Source organism: candidate division KSB1 bacterium (assembly GCA_022566355.1).
Taxonomy (GTDB): Bacteria; Zhuqueibacterota; JdFR-76; order JdFR-76; family DREG01; genus JADFJB01.
Genome location: JADFJB010000102.1, coordinates 1 through 17269, shown reverse-complemented (window position 1 = coordinate 17269; position 17269 = coordinate 1). Strand labels below are relative to the sequence as shown.

Annotated in this window: 13 protein-coding genes; 4 read left to right on the top strand and 9 right to left on the bottom strand. The window is 39.1% G+C overall.

Translation table 11 applies throughout. The annotated features are described in order from the left end of the window. From IIC38_15615 to IIC38_15595, 5 genes are all read right to left on the bottom strand, one after another. A partial coding sequence (locus tag IIC38_15615) for a hypothetical protein (protein ID MCH8127364.1) occupies nt 1-683 on the bottom strand: 683 nt, incomplete at its 3' end. A 402-nt stretch (nt 684-1085) separates the two neighbouring features. Next, nucleotides 1086-1337 carry a hypothetical protein gene (locus IIC38_15610; protein MCH8127363.1) on the bottom strand — a complete coding sequence of 84 codons (252 nt, stop codon included), beginning with the start codon at nt 1335-1337 and terminating at the stop codon, nt 1086-1088. A gap of 296 nt (nt 1338-1633) precedes the next feature. Beyond that, nucleotides 1634-2485, bottom strand: coding sequence for a hypothetical protein (locus tag IIC38_15605; protein ID MCH8127362.1), 852 nt, complete (start codon nt 2483-2485; stop codon nt 1634-1636). 152 nt (nt 2486-2637) lie between these two features. Next, complete coding sequence (locus IIC38_15600) at nt 2638-4986, bottom strand: hypothetical protein (GenBank protein ID MCH8127361.1); 2349 nt, start codon at nt 4984-4986, stop codon at nt 2638-2640. A gap of 502 nt (nt 4987-5488) precedes the next feature. Then, the gene (locus IIC38_15595) at nt 5489-6781 is read right to left on the bottom strand and encodes an amidohydrolase family protein (GenBank protein ID MCH8127360.1); all 1293 of its coding nucleotides are present in this window, start codon (nt 6779-6781) and stop codon (nt 5489-5491) included. Nucleotides 6782-7591: 810 nt separating this feature from the next. Here IIC38_15595 and IIC38_15590 point away from each other — a divergent pair. From IIC38_15590 to IIC38_15580, 3 genes are all read left to right on the top strand, one after another. Further along, nucleotides 7592-8368, top strand: a complete 777-nt coding sequence (locus tag IIC38_15590; GenBank protein MCH8127359.1) for an MBL fold metallo-hydrolase — start codon at nt 7592-7594, stop codon at nt 8366-8368. Between the two features lie 508 nt (nt 8369-8876). Next, the gene (locus tag IIC38_15585) at nt 8877-11342 is read left to right on the top strand and encodes a TonB-dependent receptor (GenBank protein ID MCH8127358.1); all 2466 of its coding nucleotides are present in this window, start codon (nt 8877-8879) and stop codon (nt 11340-11342) included. A gap of 154 nt (nt 11343-11496) precedes the next feature. Then, the gene (locus tag IIC38_15580) at nt 11497-12312 is read left to right on the top strand and encodes a DUF4249 family protein (protein MCH8127357.1); all 816 of its coding nucleotides are present in this window, start codon (nt 11497-11499) and stop codon (nt 12310-12312) included. A gap of 320 nt (nt 12313-12632) precedes the next feature. On the opposite strand, the gene IIC38_15575 is transcribed toward IIC38_15580, so the two are convergent. The 3 genes from IIC38_15575 to IIC38_15565 are packed head-to-tail and all read right to left on the bottom strand — an operon-like array spanning nt 12633 to nt 15498. Next, nucleotides 12633-14300, bottom strand: a complete 1668-nt coding sequence (locus IIC38_15575) for a hypothetical protein (GenBank protein ID MCH8127356.1) — start codon at nt 14298-14300, stop codon at nt 12633-12635. A 35-nt stretch (nt 14301-14335) separates the two neighbouring features. After that, on the bottom strand, nt 14336-14962 hold the full coding sequence (locus tag IIC38_15570; protein MCH8127355.1) for a hypothetical protein: 627 nt from the start codon (nt 14960-14962) through the stop codon (nt 14336-14338). Next, nucleotides 14959-15498 carry a sigma-70 family RNA polymerase sigma factor gene (locus IIC38_15565; protein ID MCH8127354.1) on the bottom strand — a complete coding sequence of 180 codons (540 nt, stop codon included), beginning with the start codon at nt 15496-15498 and terminating at the stop codon, nt 14959-14961. The genes IIC38_15570 and IIC38_15565 overlap by 4 nt, the downstream gene beginning before the upstream one ends. Before the next feature lie 366 nt (nt 15499-15864). Between IIC38_15565 and IIC38_15560 the strand changes: the two genes are divergently transcribed. Beyond that, nucleotides 15865-16941 carry an NERD domain-containing protein gene (locus IIC38_15560; protein MCH8127353.1) on the top strand — a complete coding sequence of 359 codons (1077 nt, stop codon included), beginning with the start codon at nt 15865-15867 and terminating at the stop codon, nt 16939-16941. 95 nt (nt 16942-17036) lie between these two features. On the opposite strand, the gene IIC38_15555 is transcribed toward IIC38_15560, so the two are convergent. Then, a partial coding sequence (locus IIC38_15555; protein MCH8127352.1) for a site-specific integrase occupies nt 17037-17269 on the bottom strand: 233 nt, incomplete at its 5' end.

The following is a 17269-nucleotide window of genomic DNA, read 5'->3' as shown; positions in this document are numbered from 1 at the left end:
GATACAGTCATAAAAAGTTCGTATTTTTCGTTGGCTAAAGGACCAAATGAAAATGAGATGACTTTATTATTTTTATCTAAAACTAAATATGATTCTAATCCTCGGACATTTGAATGAACTGCATCACAAAATGATGAATATGCGGTATTATAATCGTCCAATAATCCTGCTTTATCCGCATACCATTGAATACCATGTGTTTTAATATCAATTTCTTCTATTTCATTGCTTATCTCATTATATTTTCCAGATAAACTTGAAAGATCAAGTGAACTTTTTATCCCGTCACTTAACATGTTAAGTTTATTTATATTTTTTTTCTGATTAATATGATCTTGCCGAATGAAATCAATTGCTATATCAATTGATTTTGAAATCGCTCCAATCCTGAATAATATTTCAAGTATACTTCTAGCAAGAATTTTCGTTTCAACGATCATGCCTTTTGTTATTAATATTATTGCTCCTTGATAAATTCCTAAAACTCTAACATAAAGTGTTGCTAATAGTAATTCTTGGAGATCTTCATTATGCACATTCAATTTGTATAGAGTGTCCTGCGCAAATTGATTTATCCTATTACAAAGGTTATAAAATTCATCATTTGAAAAGTTTTGATCTTTGGTCCATGATTCAATTTCATGACTCAAAAATCCATTTTTATTAAAATCAGAAATTTTCATTTTTTGCAAATAATCATATAAACATCGGATTGGGCGTTGTTATACTGTTTTTTCATAACATAAAACCAGTCGATTTATGGTGCATAATTATACAGGGGGTTTTGTTCATTAATGTAAATATTTCTCCCAAAAGCAAAAAAACTGGTTTTCGGCGGCAATCGTTAAATACCCAATAATTTGTGCAACTTCTAAATTCCAGGTCAAATAATCACTTACTTCTGTTTTCTCTCCGGCGGCTTTTGATTTAGAACAGAACAAAATTTAATAGTTACCATTTCGATATCTACCGATTCGTTGATTTCATATACTTTTAATTCTCTGTTTGCTGACTTTCTTTTTTTACCTTTTGTAGAATAAACCAATCGAAGTAATGACGATTAAATAGATTATTCCGATGATGTACTACCCAATTATTAGAAAGAATAGGCCGGGTAAATAAAACAAGCCTAACTTTAGAAGTGGCTTTGCAAGTTTTACAAGCGCGTTAAATAAGCGTACAATATATTCTTTGAGCCTATCTACAAAATCAGTAAGCCACTTTACAATCGCTTCAATAAAACCTATGATGGCTTTATAAAATCGATCAAATCTGCGACTCAATTTTTCTATCGCTGCAACCATTTTTTCTAAGAACTCTTGTATACTATCGAGCACATCCAATCCTTATATTTAGTAATCACCTGTTGTGTAATTCATATGCTGAGTTATAATATGTAGTCTATTGTAGATAGCTCATAACTAATAAAAAGACCCGCGAAAACACTTGTTATAACATTCATAATGATGAAAATTTATTGGGTTTTGCAAATAACCCTATAAACATCGGAATGGGCGTTTTATACTGTGTTTTCATAATATAAAACCAGTCGATTTATGCTGCATAATTTATATCCTGGAGGTTTTGTTCACTAATGCAAAAATAATACCTTTGAGAGATGTAGCACAAACTCTTAATAAAAGAATTGCAATAAAGAGCTTAATAATCCCATTAGACCAATGATTATCCCACCTATAGCTACGATCTTCACTTTTGTTGCTTTGCTTGACGAATTAATCATCTGAAGAGATTTAATGCCATAATAAATTCCAAGCGCAGACCCGATGCCAAAAATCCGAAGTAAACTATAGATAACAGATTTCTTCGCTATTGATGTTGCTTCTTTCTGTTTATCAAGGAATTCCTCATAATCATCTGAATCCTCTGACGGAATGAGAGCTAATCCACATTCCGGACATTTAGATGTATCTTTTGTTTGACTCCCACAAGCAGGACAAAGTTCAGGTATTTGGTAATCACCTAATTCTTTTAGTATATCTTCCCCGAACAAGACTTTTTGAGCCTTTTCGTAATCTTTTTCTGCTACTTGCATTAGAATAGGTCCAGTAACCAAGTTATATCCCGATCCTATTTTACCGACCCCGAATAAGTTTTGCAGCAAAGCATTTTTTGAATAATATATGATACCAGCATTTTCAAGCAAGGGAATTGCAGTAATATGTTCATATTCATTTTCAGGCTGAAAAACGGTCACAAATCTGATATCTTCATCAGAATTATCATGTTCCTCTTCGAATACTTCTGTCTCATTGTCCAGCTCAGTTATCGTATCAAGTTTATCAATTTCTTGTACTACTTTCGTTTTATCCTCGTTAAAATAATCGCCATTACACTTTTTAATAAATTTTTTTGGGTAGTCGCGAACATTAAAATAAAATTTTCTGCAGACGCCAGTCTCTTCTTGAAAATGTTCACACTTTGGACAGAACTTCTTAAAAGATTTGGCCAAATCCCTATTGCCCATTATTAAACCCTTCTCTCACGAATCCTAAAAACTTTCTGCGGGCTAACTAATAATAACCCCATGAAAATAAATGTTATTTCATTCATAATTATGAAAACTTAATGGTTTTGCAAATAACCATATAAACTTCAGAATAACGTTTTATACATCGATCATTTATATTTTACATTTTTGACTTTACACAAAACAGATTCCATATCGTTGAAAACAATTTTCTTAGGCTTGTACGGCATAAGCGGAAGCTGCATTTCGGAGAGAGGTCCTTTAACCCATATTTTTAGTTTATAGTAACGGCCTTCTGAAAATTCTATGTGCAGAGGCACGATCATTTGAAAGTCAACCGGCACGTCCAACTGTTCGACCCGACACATGACTTTGTATTTGCCTTCCGGGGTTTTTTCACTTTTGTAGGCGAATTTATAGGTAGGTATATCAGTGCCATAGACCCATTGCTTGAAAAACCACTCCATATCCATACCGGCATGTTTTTCCACTATTTTTTGAAAATCCTGAGTAGAAGCTTGCTTATGCAGATAAGTTGTGTAAAAATCTTTCATGAGATTCATAAACCTATCTTCATTCATCGTTTTCAGATCGATAAGCATGTTACGCAGCATGTGAAGTACCCAGGCTCCTTTCCTGTAGACGATGAGGCTATAATCCCCGCGCGTAGAACTGCTGCTGGTTCGGTAACCGAGCCAAATCGGTCCGGCTTCCTGACCGCTGCCAAACAAATTTTTACGATTTCTCATGATCTCATCTCGCCACTCCTTCAAAATTTCGAAGAATTTTTCGTTATCTTCCAGGATGAGTTGCATATACCATATTCCGGAATATTGTGAGAAGCCTTCGCTGAGCCATTGGTCGTGGTAAGTTCTAAAATCCACACCGATTCCCCACCATTGATGCGCCACCTCGTGAGCTCGAAAGATCTGTGCGTAGCCTCTGGCGTCACTCTGAAATCGATTAAACACAGAAAGTTGAAACGTAGCCCAGGATAAGTGTATAAGGCCAGGAAAAGCCTCTCCATGAAAACCCGGGATTTCTGTAGCATAAAACGCATCCACCGGGCTCTTCCCAAACATCTGTTGAAAGAATCCCATACTATTTCCGATATCCGATCCAACCTCTATTTCGGTTTCTCTATTGATTCTAAGACGGTCCATTGACCTCGGATAAGATTTTGTGCTATAGACGGTTGTAGGTGGGATTTTCTCATCTTTGAGGCTGTATTTATTGAACTTACCAATATTAAAGGAAGCGTTACGAATCGGCTTTTTAGCAATCCATCTAGTCGTTGTGACTTTATCCTTGGTTTCAGTAAATACCTTCTTGCCCACACTAACAAAATCAAAATCGGCTGGCGTATGAAAAGTGAGATCGAAAGTCGCTTTCTTTCGGACGTTGATGCGGGGATACCAACCGATTGATGATTTAATAAAAACCCAGTCTTCCCTCACAGTAAATAACTCACCGTGGTAATAGATTTTTATCGAATAAGATTGATTCTTTTCCAATGGAGGACTGCATTCTAGCCAAACATACGGATTTTCTTTTCCTTTAAAGAATTCGACTTTTTGGCCGTCGGCCCCTGAAACTGAATCCACTTCCAAGTCATGGTACAGGTTGAAATAAATCCAGCGTTGCTCGTCTCCAATAGCGCTGAATTTGATTTCGGCTGAAGCGGAAAAATTAAAGTTTTTGGGGATGTCGACGTCTATTTTGTAGTCCAATACCTTTATGGTCTCTTTGGATTCATAACTCAAATCTACACCTAATTGATAATCTCGATTTTTGTGGAACTGGGAAACAATTTCTCGTGATTCACCGAAGCGATCGCGTTTGGGTCTGCGCATAAAACGAATCTCTTCGGGTTCATAGGGATCGATTACGAAAAACATGGGGTTGGATTTCTTCTTGCTGAAATGAGCGTAAAAAAGACCATTGCTTTCAAAATCGAGGAATGTTTTCATGATCTCAGGGTCGAATTCTTTCCTTTTGGGTTTCCCCATATATTTCAAAGCGTACTTTACCTGTTTGATCACATCCTTATCAACCTGATTACTGGTAAATGTCAATTTTTTGTAGAACTCCAACAGGGTTCTGTCTGCAAAAATGATAAATAGGAAGTTGAATTCCTGATTAAGCGATTCGGTTTCATAAAACCGGTAGAGCTGCTTACGCTCTGCTTCAATCGGTGGTGTGAATTGAAATTGGCCGTTTCCTACAAAAACTGCGGCGCAAACACGGTTCATAACCGGTTTGCACAAATAAAGCTTGCCACTAGCCAGGGTAAATTTGCCGACATCACGTTGAAACGTAAAATTTTGTACAAAAGCGGATTGGTTGAAATCTGGTTCCAAATGCATTAACTGATCGTACAACTTTTCATACTGAGTGAGATTTTCATTGGACGATTGATAGGGTTTGGCTACTTCGTAAAACACAAAAATACAGAGTAACCCGACCAACATCTGCGTTGATTTTAAGGAAAGCTTCATTTTAATACTCCTAATAATTTACTAACTCATCATAATCGGAAGTTCGACGATACCTCCATGACGGAAAGATGGTTGATAAAGTTAGAACAGAACGAATAGGATAGCTGTACTGTTTTGTACGAATGGAAAAACGAATTACATCCGGTAATTTAGGTTTTTGAGATTTTGAATAGTCCCGGCGCAAAGTTAACCTCACAATAAATCCCGCAATGAAAAAAATGTACTGCGAGGGTATGGAAAAGTCAAGGGGAAAGAAATGAGTCGATCAAAATAAAATTTATGAAAAAATTATTGATTGAAGAATTCGAGATGTTTCTTGAGATTGAAATATGGCTTTATTCTAAAAAGGTGGGGATACCGATTCCATCGCTCTCATAGTATTTATTTTTATGTATCAAATTTTTCTAGGAAAACGATGGAATCGGTTTTAGAGTAGACTCAAATATATTTCAGCCCAATTATTTGTGCACTTCTAAATTCCAGCTCAAATAATTACTTACTACTACTTTCTCTCCGGCACGCGATTCCCGGCAATCCAAACAGATTCTATGCTGCGAGTATTTTTAATATCTTCTAGAGGATTATCCGTAAGCACAATAAAATCCGCCCATTTTCCCGGTTCAAGCGTCCCAACGTCTTCCAATCCAAGACTGCCGGCGGCATCGCCGGTAGCTGAAACGATGATTTGTTTTGGGGAAAGTCCGGCTTTAGCCATCAGCTCCAATTCCAGATGCTCGAAATAACCCTGGAATCGCGCCGGCGGTCCAGAATCCGTACCAAAAGCAATCTTTACTCCGGCATCCGCCAGTTTCTTTAAATTGACAGAAGCCACTTCCAGCGCTTTCTTGTATTGCTGCGCAGCCTCACTATTTCTTATCCGATTTTGACGTTCCGAAGCTTTAAGCTGTTCGAGAACCTGAGCATCCGCTTCTTTTAAGAAGAAAGGATCGTCGAAGAAATCCGGCACGTTTTCATAAACGAATGTAGACACTTCACGGGTCAATGTCGGACAGTAGCCAATGCCCTTTGACTTTAGCATCCGGATAAACTCATCATCCACTTCCCGGTCACGAACACTGTGGGCGATAAAATCCACACCGCTATTTAGAAGTGATTTTGCATCGTCCAAATAAAATAAGTGAGATGCGACCCGCAAACCTTTCTGGTGAGCATATTCGATCACAGCCTGGTAAATCTCAGGCGGCATTTTCTTGGTGGAGCCGAGATTATCGTCTACACGAATTTTGATAAAATCTACCTTCATAGCTGCATTCTGATCGATTACGGCTTTTACTTCCGCCACTGTTTCACCGGTAACTACAGCGCCGGCAACCAGTAAGCGCGCCCGGTCCAAATCGGGATTATTTTGCCCGGCCCGCAAAGCTGCGCCCGCATCACCATCTCCGCCAAGGCTATTGACAGTGGTAACGCCATAACGAGCGTACAGGCGGAGTTGCCGCAAGATATTTTCCTCGGAATAATGGCCACCCTCGAGTCCTAGGGTGCCGCCAACATGGCCGTGGGTATTGATTAACCCGGGAATAATGAACTTCCCACTGACATCGATGCGTTCTGCATCAGCCGGTATCCGGACGGTCTCGGCAGACCCAACAGCTTCGATGCGACCAGCGCTAACCACCAATACCCCATTTGCGATGGTTTCACGGCCGCTGCCATCAATAATGCTCGCTCCTACAAATGCCCTTATGTCAAAAGTAGACGAGGGCTTTTCTGAACTACAGGCGACTAAAAGCAACTGGGTTGTGATACATGCAAACAAAAGACGCTTCAACATATCATTCCTCTCTGATTAGATGAAAGTGGGTTTCTTAATATGATCCTATACTCTTGCATTTTACTAGTTGCTGAATTGGAAGTCAAGAGATTTCTTGAAAGAGTTGGAAACCATCATCATGAGAGCACAAAAAACATGGGCGTCATTGCAATGTCCGGCATACTGACTGCAAGGGAAGGAGTTTCCCCTTCTATTTTTTAGGTGTAACAAGATTCCCGATAGTCCCGCCCAGGCGGGACGGGAACCGGTTTTTCACCGCTACATGTCATAAGCAGGTGTCCATTTTTGCTTAACTAATGCAACTAGACCCCCGATAAAAGCATTCGGGGGTGACATTTTTTAGGGTTTTTGATCAGCCTGAAAGCATTCGGGGGTCTGTGGGCCTGGATAACATTGGGTGTTTTAAGCTTAAAAACATAATTTCATGAATTATCCAGGTTAGCTATTCGGAACCACAAAACCTGGTTTTAGCTCCCGTACTTAGATAAATTTCTTGCCGTTACCCAAATTTTCAACAATATTGTTTTTTGATTTATTAACCTGAACAAATCATAGCCGCAAAGGCTCAAAGGCACAAAGTATTGAAAAAAAAAAGAAAATAAGTTTTATAATATAAATCGAAAGAAACTCGGTTTTTAATCGTAGTTCTTCTAAGTTATACAATCTTAGTGTCTTAGAGTATTGGTGGCAGAATTTATGAATAATGCAAAACACTGAAGGTTTAAGAATTTGTTTTCTAATCAAATATTCATTGGGTATTGTTCTGAATTGAATTTTTAGGTTGAAGTTTTATTTCGGAGATTTTAGTTCATGGATATTACCCATTTTTTTACCTTCATTAACAACTCAAATGAAGAAACTACCCAGGTCATTCAAATTTCATCCACGTTGGTCCAAATTGACAAAACAAATTTTCTTATCGATACCGGTTTTGTAAATCAACATGAGATCGTATATGTTTTGAATAAAATGGGATTATCCGCTTTTGATATCCATTATGTTTTGAACACGCATGTGCATTTGGATCATGTCGGTGGTAATCAGCATTTTCCACAGGCTGAGATTTATATGAGTGAACGAGATTATTTTTTTCAACGGGATTATATGAATGAATTTCATGGCGCTGACCAGAAATTGATTTCGGATATCATAAAATCTTTTTATCCACAGTTTAACGAGAAGCAAATTGAGTTGTATGGTCCATTATCACAGCAGATGTCTTTGCAATGGCAAGATGACCTTGTGGGAAATACCGAACAGATCCATTATATTGAGGAGGATTGGCCTTTTGATTTCATTCAAGCTATCCCGACTCCCGGCCATTCGATAGGGCATTATGCATTTCAAATCGATACTCCCGAAAAGTCGTTTCTGGTTACGGGTGATGCCCTCACTACAAAATCTGCCTTCCGCTTGAACAAAATTGATTTTCCGTATTGCCATAACAATCATCTGTATCTGGAGAGCCAACAGAAGATCGGAGAGTTTCAAGGGATCATTATCCCCGGCCATGACAAGCCTTTCGATGCCGTAAATGGAAAATACTTAGAAGAATACAATGCAAAGCATACAGAGTTGGAGGATTAATAAGGTGATTGTTTTTACAGAACCCATTCATCTCAATCATCCATATTTAATCCCATCTATACGGTGCTAGTCACAAATGCGGAACGTATTGCAAGTGCCATTTGTATTTAGGTTCATGCGAAATAAATGCCTGATAGTTAACTCCTGATTTCAAATATCAAAACTAGAATTCATTGGGTTCCGTGAGTCCGGCAATAATCTAAAAAAATTTATCGATATTCAGGAATTTAACAAAGGGTCAATGAAGATTCATTCGTATTATTTATAATAGAGAAGATATTCATAAATTTTCACCGCGAAGGCGCTTAGATGCAAAGAAACAAAAAGTTACACTAAAAAATGTTTTGGAAACTAAGCAACTATAGTTCAAATGATAAATACTTAAAAAATATCACAATTTCCTCTTGGCGGTCTTTGCGTCTTTGCGGTTCATGAATTATCCAGGTTAATTATTTTCGATTCGTTCAAGAGAAATTGTATTTAAAAAATTAGTTAGAAAGGAAATAAAATGGGAAAATTAAAGTTTACTGTTTTTTTGATCTTGCCTTTCATGATCGTAACGAGTATTGCCACAGCACAGAAAATAGAGAAAGTGAATATAAAAGGTTATGTCAGGGACACCAAATCCGGTGAAACATTGCCTTACGCCAATATCACAGTCAAAGGCAGAAAATATGGCACCGCATCGAATGTGAATGGTTATTTCGTCCTGGTTAATATGCCGGTTGGACCTTGTACCTTGCTTGTTCACTACATCGGTTATGAAGCTTTTGAGCTGCCCCTGGAAGCCAAAAAAGGGATGGAATCGTTAACCATCAAAATGAAGCAAAAAATCATATCGGGGGATGAAGTTATTATTACTGCCGAAAACCTGCAAACGATGGAAGTATCGAAAACCGTAAGCCAGCTCAGAATTTCACCCAGGGAAATTGCGAAATTACCAGCCATCGCTGAAGTAGATATTTTTCGTTCATTGCAGCTTTTGCCTGGCATTAGCGCCGTCAACGATGGCAATGCCGGCTTGTATATTCGTGGCGGCACTCCGGACCAAAATTTGGTTTTGTATGATGGCATGACAATTTACAATGTCGATCACTTTTTTGGTTTCATCAGCGCTTTCAATGCTGAAGCGGTTAAAGATGTTCGCGTTTTCAAAGGTGGGTTTCCGGCAAAATTTGGCGGTAGAACTTCCAGTGTCGTGGAGCTCACCGGCAAATCCGGCAGCTATGATAATTTTCAGGCGGTAGGAAATGCAAGCTTGCTTAGTGGCAGCGGCCTTCTGCAATTTCCAATTGGCGGTAAGGGCGCCTGGCTTATATCATTTCGCCGATCTTACACGGATTTTATCAACAGCGGTATTTATGATAGTATTTATAATGCCGTAAGCGGGAAAAACAACGGCGACGATTCCGAAGAGAATACCCAAACACAACAACCACTCGGACCTGGTGGCGGCCGTCGCGGCGGGCCACGCCAGGCGCCCCAGCAGGAAACATTTGTGCCGGATTTCTACTATTACGATCTCAATAGCAAGCTAACTTATTCTCTTACAAAAAATGATATTTTGTCTTTTAGTCTATACAATGGCCGGGATAACCTGGATGAATCGCAGGATTTGGGCCAACTCAATTTTCGTAGGCCGACAGCAGCAGGAAGTGATTCATCTGCCAGTGCATCCATATCAGATATCACTCAATGGGGGAATACAGGTTTTAGTGGCAAGTGGGCAAAAGTCTGGAGTGATCGACTCTATTCGAATTTCCTGGTTGCCTACTCTAGCTACAAGAGCGAAAGCGCCAGTGGTTTTAGTACTACCAATGCAAATCAAAATACGATTCGACGTGCATTTAGCTCCCGGGAAGAAAATGAAGTCACAGATTTTACTCTCCGTTTAGAAAATGAATACCAGTTGACGTCGGCTCACAAATTCGAGTTTGGTTTCAGCCGTACGAAATCGGATGTCTTCCTGAATTTTACAGTGAATGATACCGTCAATATCCTCGATCGGGATGATGAAGCGGCACAAACCTCATTCTATTTTCAGGATCAATGGAATGTGCTAAAACCATTGGCCATAACAATCGGTGTTCGAAGTACGAATTACGAACCGACAAAAACGACGTACTGGGAGCCCCGCGCTTCATTTAGCCTTAATCTAAATAGAAATATTGCTTTGAAGGGAGCCTGGGGACAGTATCATCAATTCGTCAATCGGATTGTTAACGAGAATGTTTTGGAAGGCAACCGGGATTTTTGGCTGTTGGCCGACGAACAGCTGGACCCGGGATATGCCGAGCATAGAATTCTTGGCATCAGCTATGAAAATCCCGATTACCTGTTCGATGTAGAAGCCTACCATAAAGATTTGGATGGTGTGGCTGAATTTTCCCAGCGATTTCGGCGAGGACCGAATATGGACCCGGAAGACCTGTTTTTTCTCGGAACCGGGATTTCGCAAGGTATCGAATTCCTGGCCCAGAAAAAGAGTGGCCGGCTCAGCGGCTGGTTGAGTTACACCCTGGCAAAAGTCGAATACACTCTCGATGTTTTCAACGATGGCGAACCGTATCCTGCGGACCAGGACAGGAAACATGAATTGAAATTGGTTGGAAATTACGGCATGGGTAAATGGAACCTGGCGGCGACCTGGGTCTATGCTTCGGGCGCTCCGTTTACCTCTCCTGAAGCACAATATTCCATCGCTTTGATCGATGGAAATACTAGAAGCTACATTAACGTAAGTGATAAAAACGCAAACCGCTTGCCTGAATACCACCGGTTTGATTTGAGCGTCACCAGGAAATTCAGCAGCGAAACAATGAATTTTAACCTGGGGTTATCGATTTTCAACCTTTACAATCGAGGCAATGTTTGGTACCGTGAATATGTTTTAGACACAAGTCCTGTTATTGTTCGGAATGTTACAACACTCGGTTTTACTCCGACGTTGACATTCAGGGTTGCAATGAAATAAAGGTTTTTTAGACAGGATAAACAGGATATACATAATTGATAAAAAACTATCGAGATTTGATTATTGTCGTAATATCTTCGTCGATCCTGTAAATCCTGTCAAAAAAATATGATATATGCAATATTCATAAATGAAAATTAAAGAGGAAATAATCATGAAAAAATTCGTTTGGTTAGGAATGATTGCTATTGCGGTTAACTTCATGGGATGTGAAGAAAGTTCTCCGCTTTTGCCTGAAACGGATAAGGTAGTTGTTCAAGCTTATCTGTATACAAATGAAGCCGTCACGGATATTCATTTGTCGACTACCTATGCCATCACCTCGGAAGATACCGCTGGTGTCCCAATTAATAATGCCATGGTATCACTGGAAAAAGCCGGCCAACTCTACCAGCTTGTATCGACACCCGGAGGTGAAGGTTACTACCATTACCCGGGAAATGATTTGAATGTAAATATCGGTGACAATTTTAAGATTATCGTTGATTATGATAACGAAATTATCACTGGTGAAACGATTATTCCGGATGCGCCCTTAAACGTTAATATCTCAACGGAAAATTATGTGATTTCTACGGATTTCTTTGCCTCACGTTTTGATACTTCTACTGTTCGGGTAAGGTGGGATCTGGAAAATGAAGACACCTACTACTTTGTCATTATTGAAAATACCGAAACCAATTTAGTGTTTATCAATGAACGATTTGGTGACCTCTTCAATCGATTTAGAAGTTTTCGCTCGCGACCGATCCAGGACAACGAATATGTAATCCGGCGTTTTGACTTAACCTACAAGGGTAATTATGAAGTGCGTGTTTATAAGGTCAACCAGGAATATGCTGATTTATACGTTTTTGGTTTGCAAGATTCCCGTAATTTGAACGAGCCCAAAACAAATATTAAAAATGGTCTCGGCGTTTTTGCCGGATTTACCAGCACTGCGGTTCATTTTAATGTTACAACGAATTGAATGATTTCTAATAGCAAAAGCCTTGTAAATAGTTAGATCAGGGCTCAGTCCTAAGGTAGTGGTTGGTATTGCTTTTTGGATTTGTTAGGGACTAAGTATATAAAAACATACATATCTAGCGAAGCTGAGGAGAAATCTTTTTCACGAAATAATGCTAAGATATTAAAATTATAGAAACTCATAAGATTTCTCTTCCGCCCTGGCGGGATCGAAATGACAATGAGTGGTATGGGCAAAGAGTTTTCGTTCAGATACTAACTAAGTTGGAGCACTTGGCAGCTAATCTCTAACCTCTTTTCTCCAACAGCGGGTTTCTAACCTCACTCCCTCCGAATCGTAATATCACTGCTGGTTTCCAGACGAACCGGGATGGTTCCTTTGCCTAATTCGATACTAATTTTTTTCGACCGATCCCCAGTAAGATAGACCGGAAAGTCGGATGTAATCTCTCCATATTGCGTACGGGCATTGATAGCTATATCAAAATCGGAAGGAATAAATAATTTGATCGGTTTATAAGTGGTAATCAGCTCGATATGACCATCCTTGGGGATGTTTTTAATACGGGAGACTTCAATGGGGCTGCTCTGGCCGCGAACCGTTATCGATCCGCTCGTTCCTTTTAAAATAACGTATTTGTATGAATTGGTTATGTCGATATTTCCGACTACATTTGTGGCCCGAACGCTGCATGAACTACCGTTTATTGTTAAATGGCCACCCACATCCCTGACATCAATGGGTTTATATGTTGTACGGATATTTACATCTTTATTAACCCCTTGCACAGTTACTGTTGAAGAACCTCCTTCAATTTCTAATCCACCGTCAATATTCTTCACGTCGATGTCCTTGTAGGTCGATCGAATATAGACATCGGATTTTACATTTTCCACAGACACGGTGGATGATCCCGCATTCAAATCAAGTTCACCCCTGACATTATTTACTACGACTTCTTTGTAGGAGGTTCTTATCGAAGCATTTTTCCCAATATTATTTACATACACAGGGCAAGAGTTACCAATGATTTTTAATGTTCCACCGACGCTGTCGACTTCTATCCGCTTATAACTGGTTTCGATGGTTGCGTCTCCCTTGATGTCTTCCACACTTACTTGTGAGCTGTTTCCTTTAATGGTGAGGTTGCCCATAACCTTTTTCACGCTGATGGGTTTGTATGATGATCGAATGTCACACCGGCCAGCCACGTTACGGCCCTCAATAGGACTACTACCCGAGTTGATTATAAGATTGCCGCCAATATCTTCGAAACGAATTTCTTTGTAGTTGTTTTCGATTTCGGTATTCCCCGATATCCTTAGTACTGTTACTTTACCACTACTATTGCGTATTGTAACATCTCCATCGTGATCGTTTACATACACTAACGCGTAATTGTTATGCACATCCAGAATTCCTGAACAGTTTTCGACGGTTACCTCGCCGGAAGAATTTTCGATATCCAAAGTACCTTCAACATTGTCGATCGTGATGTCACCATACTTATTGTCAATGGACAATGATTGCTTTGTCGGCACATAGATTTTCAGTTCAGTGTGGATAGAAACATTCCATTCATCCGAATCAAAAAGTCGTTTAAAAAGATTTTTAAACCCGCGTTTGCCAAGTCTTCGCATTTTTTCGCGAGGCGAGTCTACAATTATCCGAATACCACCGCGATAATTTTCAAGTTTGAGATCACTTTCCTCCAACAATTGATTGATTAACTCGGTATCGATTCCGTCGGTTTCGATGCTGATTTTTGCTTCTACGGTAACTTCATTCTGGTCTGCGCCTACAATTGAGATGTCCCCTTGTGAACCTTCAATATAAACCGTGTTGCCAGGCGCTGAATTTATTTTCCCGGTTAGTGTTTTGGTTTTTGATCTTTTATCTGAACGATCCCCAGCTGCAACAAAACTGTTCGAGAATAAAAGTAAAATCCCTGCAAAAAATATAACTTTTTGTGTTGTTTTACCGAGCATTTGGTTCTCCTTTATAAGTTGGTTTTAAGAATGAATTATAATTGTTGAATTTCTAAATTTAAGACTTCATTTAAGGTTTCTTTTTTGTCTTGAAGCGCAGCGAGCAGATACCGGCGAATATGTGTATTGGCAGGATTTTCAATCAAGGCTGCCTTGCAACGTGCAATTTGAATATCGATGGTTTCAAGGCGATCGCGATATAACAGTATCAACTCAATATCCATTTCGGAAAATCTATTTTGAGTCGCTTCTTCTAATCCACTGATCGCATCTTCATAAGCCGATTCTGTTTCCTTAACCTCCTGGAGAAGAGTCTTCGCTAATAAACTCGGAGAATTTTGGCTGGCGCCGGTTTTTGAGAAATAAACAGTTAGACCAATTGCCAGGATGAAGATTGCTGCCATGGCATAAATCGGGGTCTTATATCTTTGCAGGCTCATTATCCGGTTGGATTTTCGTTCTCGCTCTTGTTGGATATTGCGTTCGATATTTTTCCATAAATTTGGGGCATGGATGGGTTGTCTCAGTTTACCGGAGAGCTCCATTAATTGCTTATCCTTTTCCAGGATTGCCTGACAAACCGAACAATTGACCGTGTGCTTCATATAGGCTTCTTCGTCCAGTTTTCCCAATTCATACTTTTCATTGAACTTACAATTCATATGGCAGCTCCTGTACTTGCATCGGATAGTAACGAACGTAATCTGGCTTTTGCATGAAATACCTGGGCTTTCACCGCCCCGACACTCAAACCCAAAACTTCTGCGATTTCTGCCTGGGGAAATTCCTCAACTGCGAACATTACGAAGCAAGCTTTCATACGTTCGGGAAGCTTGTTTATTGCTTCCTCCAATTGCATGCGTAAATCATTCATAGGTTTATATGATGTTTCATTTTCGACAAGTGTCAGATCGGTTTGAATTTTTCTCTTTTTGAGTGCGTCTAAACAGACATTCATGACGATCCGGAATAAGTACGTACTAAATTTGGCATCAAAGCGATACTTGGAAATTCCCTGGTAGAGCTTCATAAAGGCCACCTGGATTGCATCTTCAGCGTCACTTTGGTTTTCCAGCATTCTAATTGCCATACCCAGCATCGGTTGCTCAAAGTGATGATAGATTTTTTTAAAAGCATTTAGATCTCCTGCTTGACATCTTTGGATAATTTCGTTTTCATTTTCAAGAACCGAAATCAAATAATTTTTCTTTCCATTTTGTTAGATTTGACCAGGATTGGAGTCAAAAGGTTTAGATGATAAGTTAATAAATTATTATTTTGATGATACAAGAAACCACATTGAGCTTGTGATTTACAATAATCATTCTTTATTTGCAGGTTATAAATTTAAACAAATTAATCTGTAATTATATTATCCTGTTTGGGATGCTATTTAGTTCTATAGTTAAAATATAATGTATTTTGAGAAAATTATCTTGTGAGTCAATGTGGAAAATAATAACTTGGGGAAAGACAAAACAATGGAATAACTTGTTATGTGTATTGGTGGCACAAGTACCAGATAATAGGTTCTTGCAAATAACTTCTAAAAGTTTGTTTAGATATGACTATTATAGAAGGGCAAATAGAGCCTCTAAAAAAACTGAAAGAATCTTTAAGTGGAAGCGGTATAACTAGATTTAATTCTATAGGTGAAATACGTCGTTTTCTTAGGGACTTTGAGTCTGAAAAAAAGCAACTGCCGAGTCATATTGAGAGCGTATTAGAGGCAGAAATACAAGACATGCAGTCTACCCTTATTAGTCATCAACAGATCTACGATGAACTAAAAACTAGTATTCGAAATGAAATAGAACAACAGATACACAAACTCGAAGCAGAAATTAAGCTAGCAAGCGACAGGAACGATAGAAGCATTTTCTATAGAGCTTTCTACTTCCTAAAGATCACATTTTTATCCCGCAGGACGTCCAGCCTAGTAAACAACCTGGAGAGCATTCTCAAAAAGAAAACAAATAATGCGGAAAATACGGTAGCTAGACTAGAGAATGAAATCGAGGGTTGCCTAGAGAATAAGAAAAAGCTAATTTCAGAGCGTTGCAAGAAATCTCTTGATGATCTGACTTATACAAAGGAGGTTGTTGATGGGCTTTACACATTAGTTGCTGGAGCAATTGGAGAAACTTCCGTTGTGAATGCTCTTCATCAACTATCAGATGATTACTATCTAATAAACGATTTTTCAATAAGGTTTGATCCTCCCATATATAACAAGAAGGAAAATGACAGAATATTCAGTATTCAAATTGATCATCTACTAGTTTGTCAGTCAGGGGTGTTTCTTCTTGAAACGAAAAATTGGAGTAAAACCTCAGTAGAAAATCTTGATCTTAGATCACCAGTCAAGCAAATATTAAGAACTAGCTTCGCACTATTTGTATTGCTGAATAGTGATTCACAACTTAACGATATCAAGCTTGAACGCCATCATTGGGGCGCCAGAAAAATACCAATCAGAAATATTATCGTTATGATCAACGAAAAGCCTAAAGAAGAATTCAAACATGTAAAAGTATTATCTCTAAAAGAGCTGATCGGTTACATACAGTATTTTGATCCAACGTCGTTTGACGGTGAAGAAGTCAAAGGCATCTTCGAATATTTAAAGAAAAGAATGTAGAAATACACACAACAAGCGCATGCAGTTGGACCGCGCCACTCGCCGCGAGAGTGAAACGGTCGCTGATAAGTGTCTGATAAGTGAAATTCTCACACCTACACCAGCTCAACCGCCTCTTTCAGCATTTGGTCATTCACTTCAATATATCGCTGTGTCGTACTTAAGTGCTTATGACCTGCGAGTTCCATAAGTACTTTTACACTGACACCCTTGCTTGCGAGTTTCGTAATGAATGTTCTACGGCCACTGTGGCTTGTTGCGCCTCTTATGCCTGCTGCAATGTAAATACGGCTGAACACCTGGCATAGCGCGTTGGGAGAGAATGGCT

Coding starts and splice junctions, on each gene's coding strand:
- IIC38_15580 (MCH8127357.1), top strand. CDS start 11,497: ATGAAAAAATTCGTTTGGTTAGGAATGATTGCTATTGCGGTTAACTTC.
- IIC38_15575 (MCH8127356.1), bottom strand. CDS start 14,300: ATGCTCGGTAAAACAACACAAAAAGTTATATTTTTTGCAGGGATTTTA.
- IIC38_15600 (MCH8127361.1), bottom strand. CDS start 4,986: ATGAAGCTTTCCTTAAAATCAACGCAGATGTTGGTCGGGTTACTCTGT.
- IIC38_15605 (MCH8127362.1), bottom strand. CDS start 2,485: ATGGGCAATAGGGATTTGGCCAAATCTTTTAAGAAGTTCTGTCCAAAG.
- IIC38_15570 (MCH8127355.1), bottom strand. CDS start 14,962: ATGAATTGTAAGTTCAATGAAAAGTATGAATTGGGAAAACTGGACGAA.
- IIC38_15595 (MCH8127360.1), bottom strand. CDS start 6,781: ATGTTGAAGCGTCTTTTGTTTGCATGTATCACAACCCAGTTGCTTTTA.
- IIC38_15590 (MCH8127359.1), top strand. CDS start 7,592: ATGGATATTACCCATTTTTTTACCTTCATTAACAACTCAAATGAAGAA.
- IIC38_15560 (MCH8127353.1), top strand. CDS start 15,865: ATGACTATTATAGAAGGGCAAATAGAGCCTCTAAAAAAACTGAAAGAA.
- IIC38_15585 (MCH8127358.1), top strand. CDS start 8,877: ATGGGAAAATTAAAGTTTACTGTTTTTTTGATCTTGCCTTTCATGATC.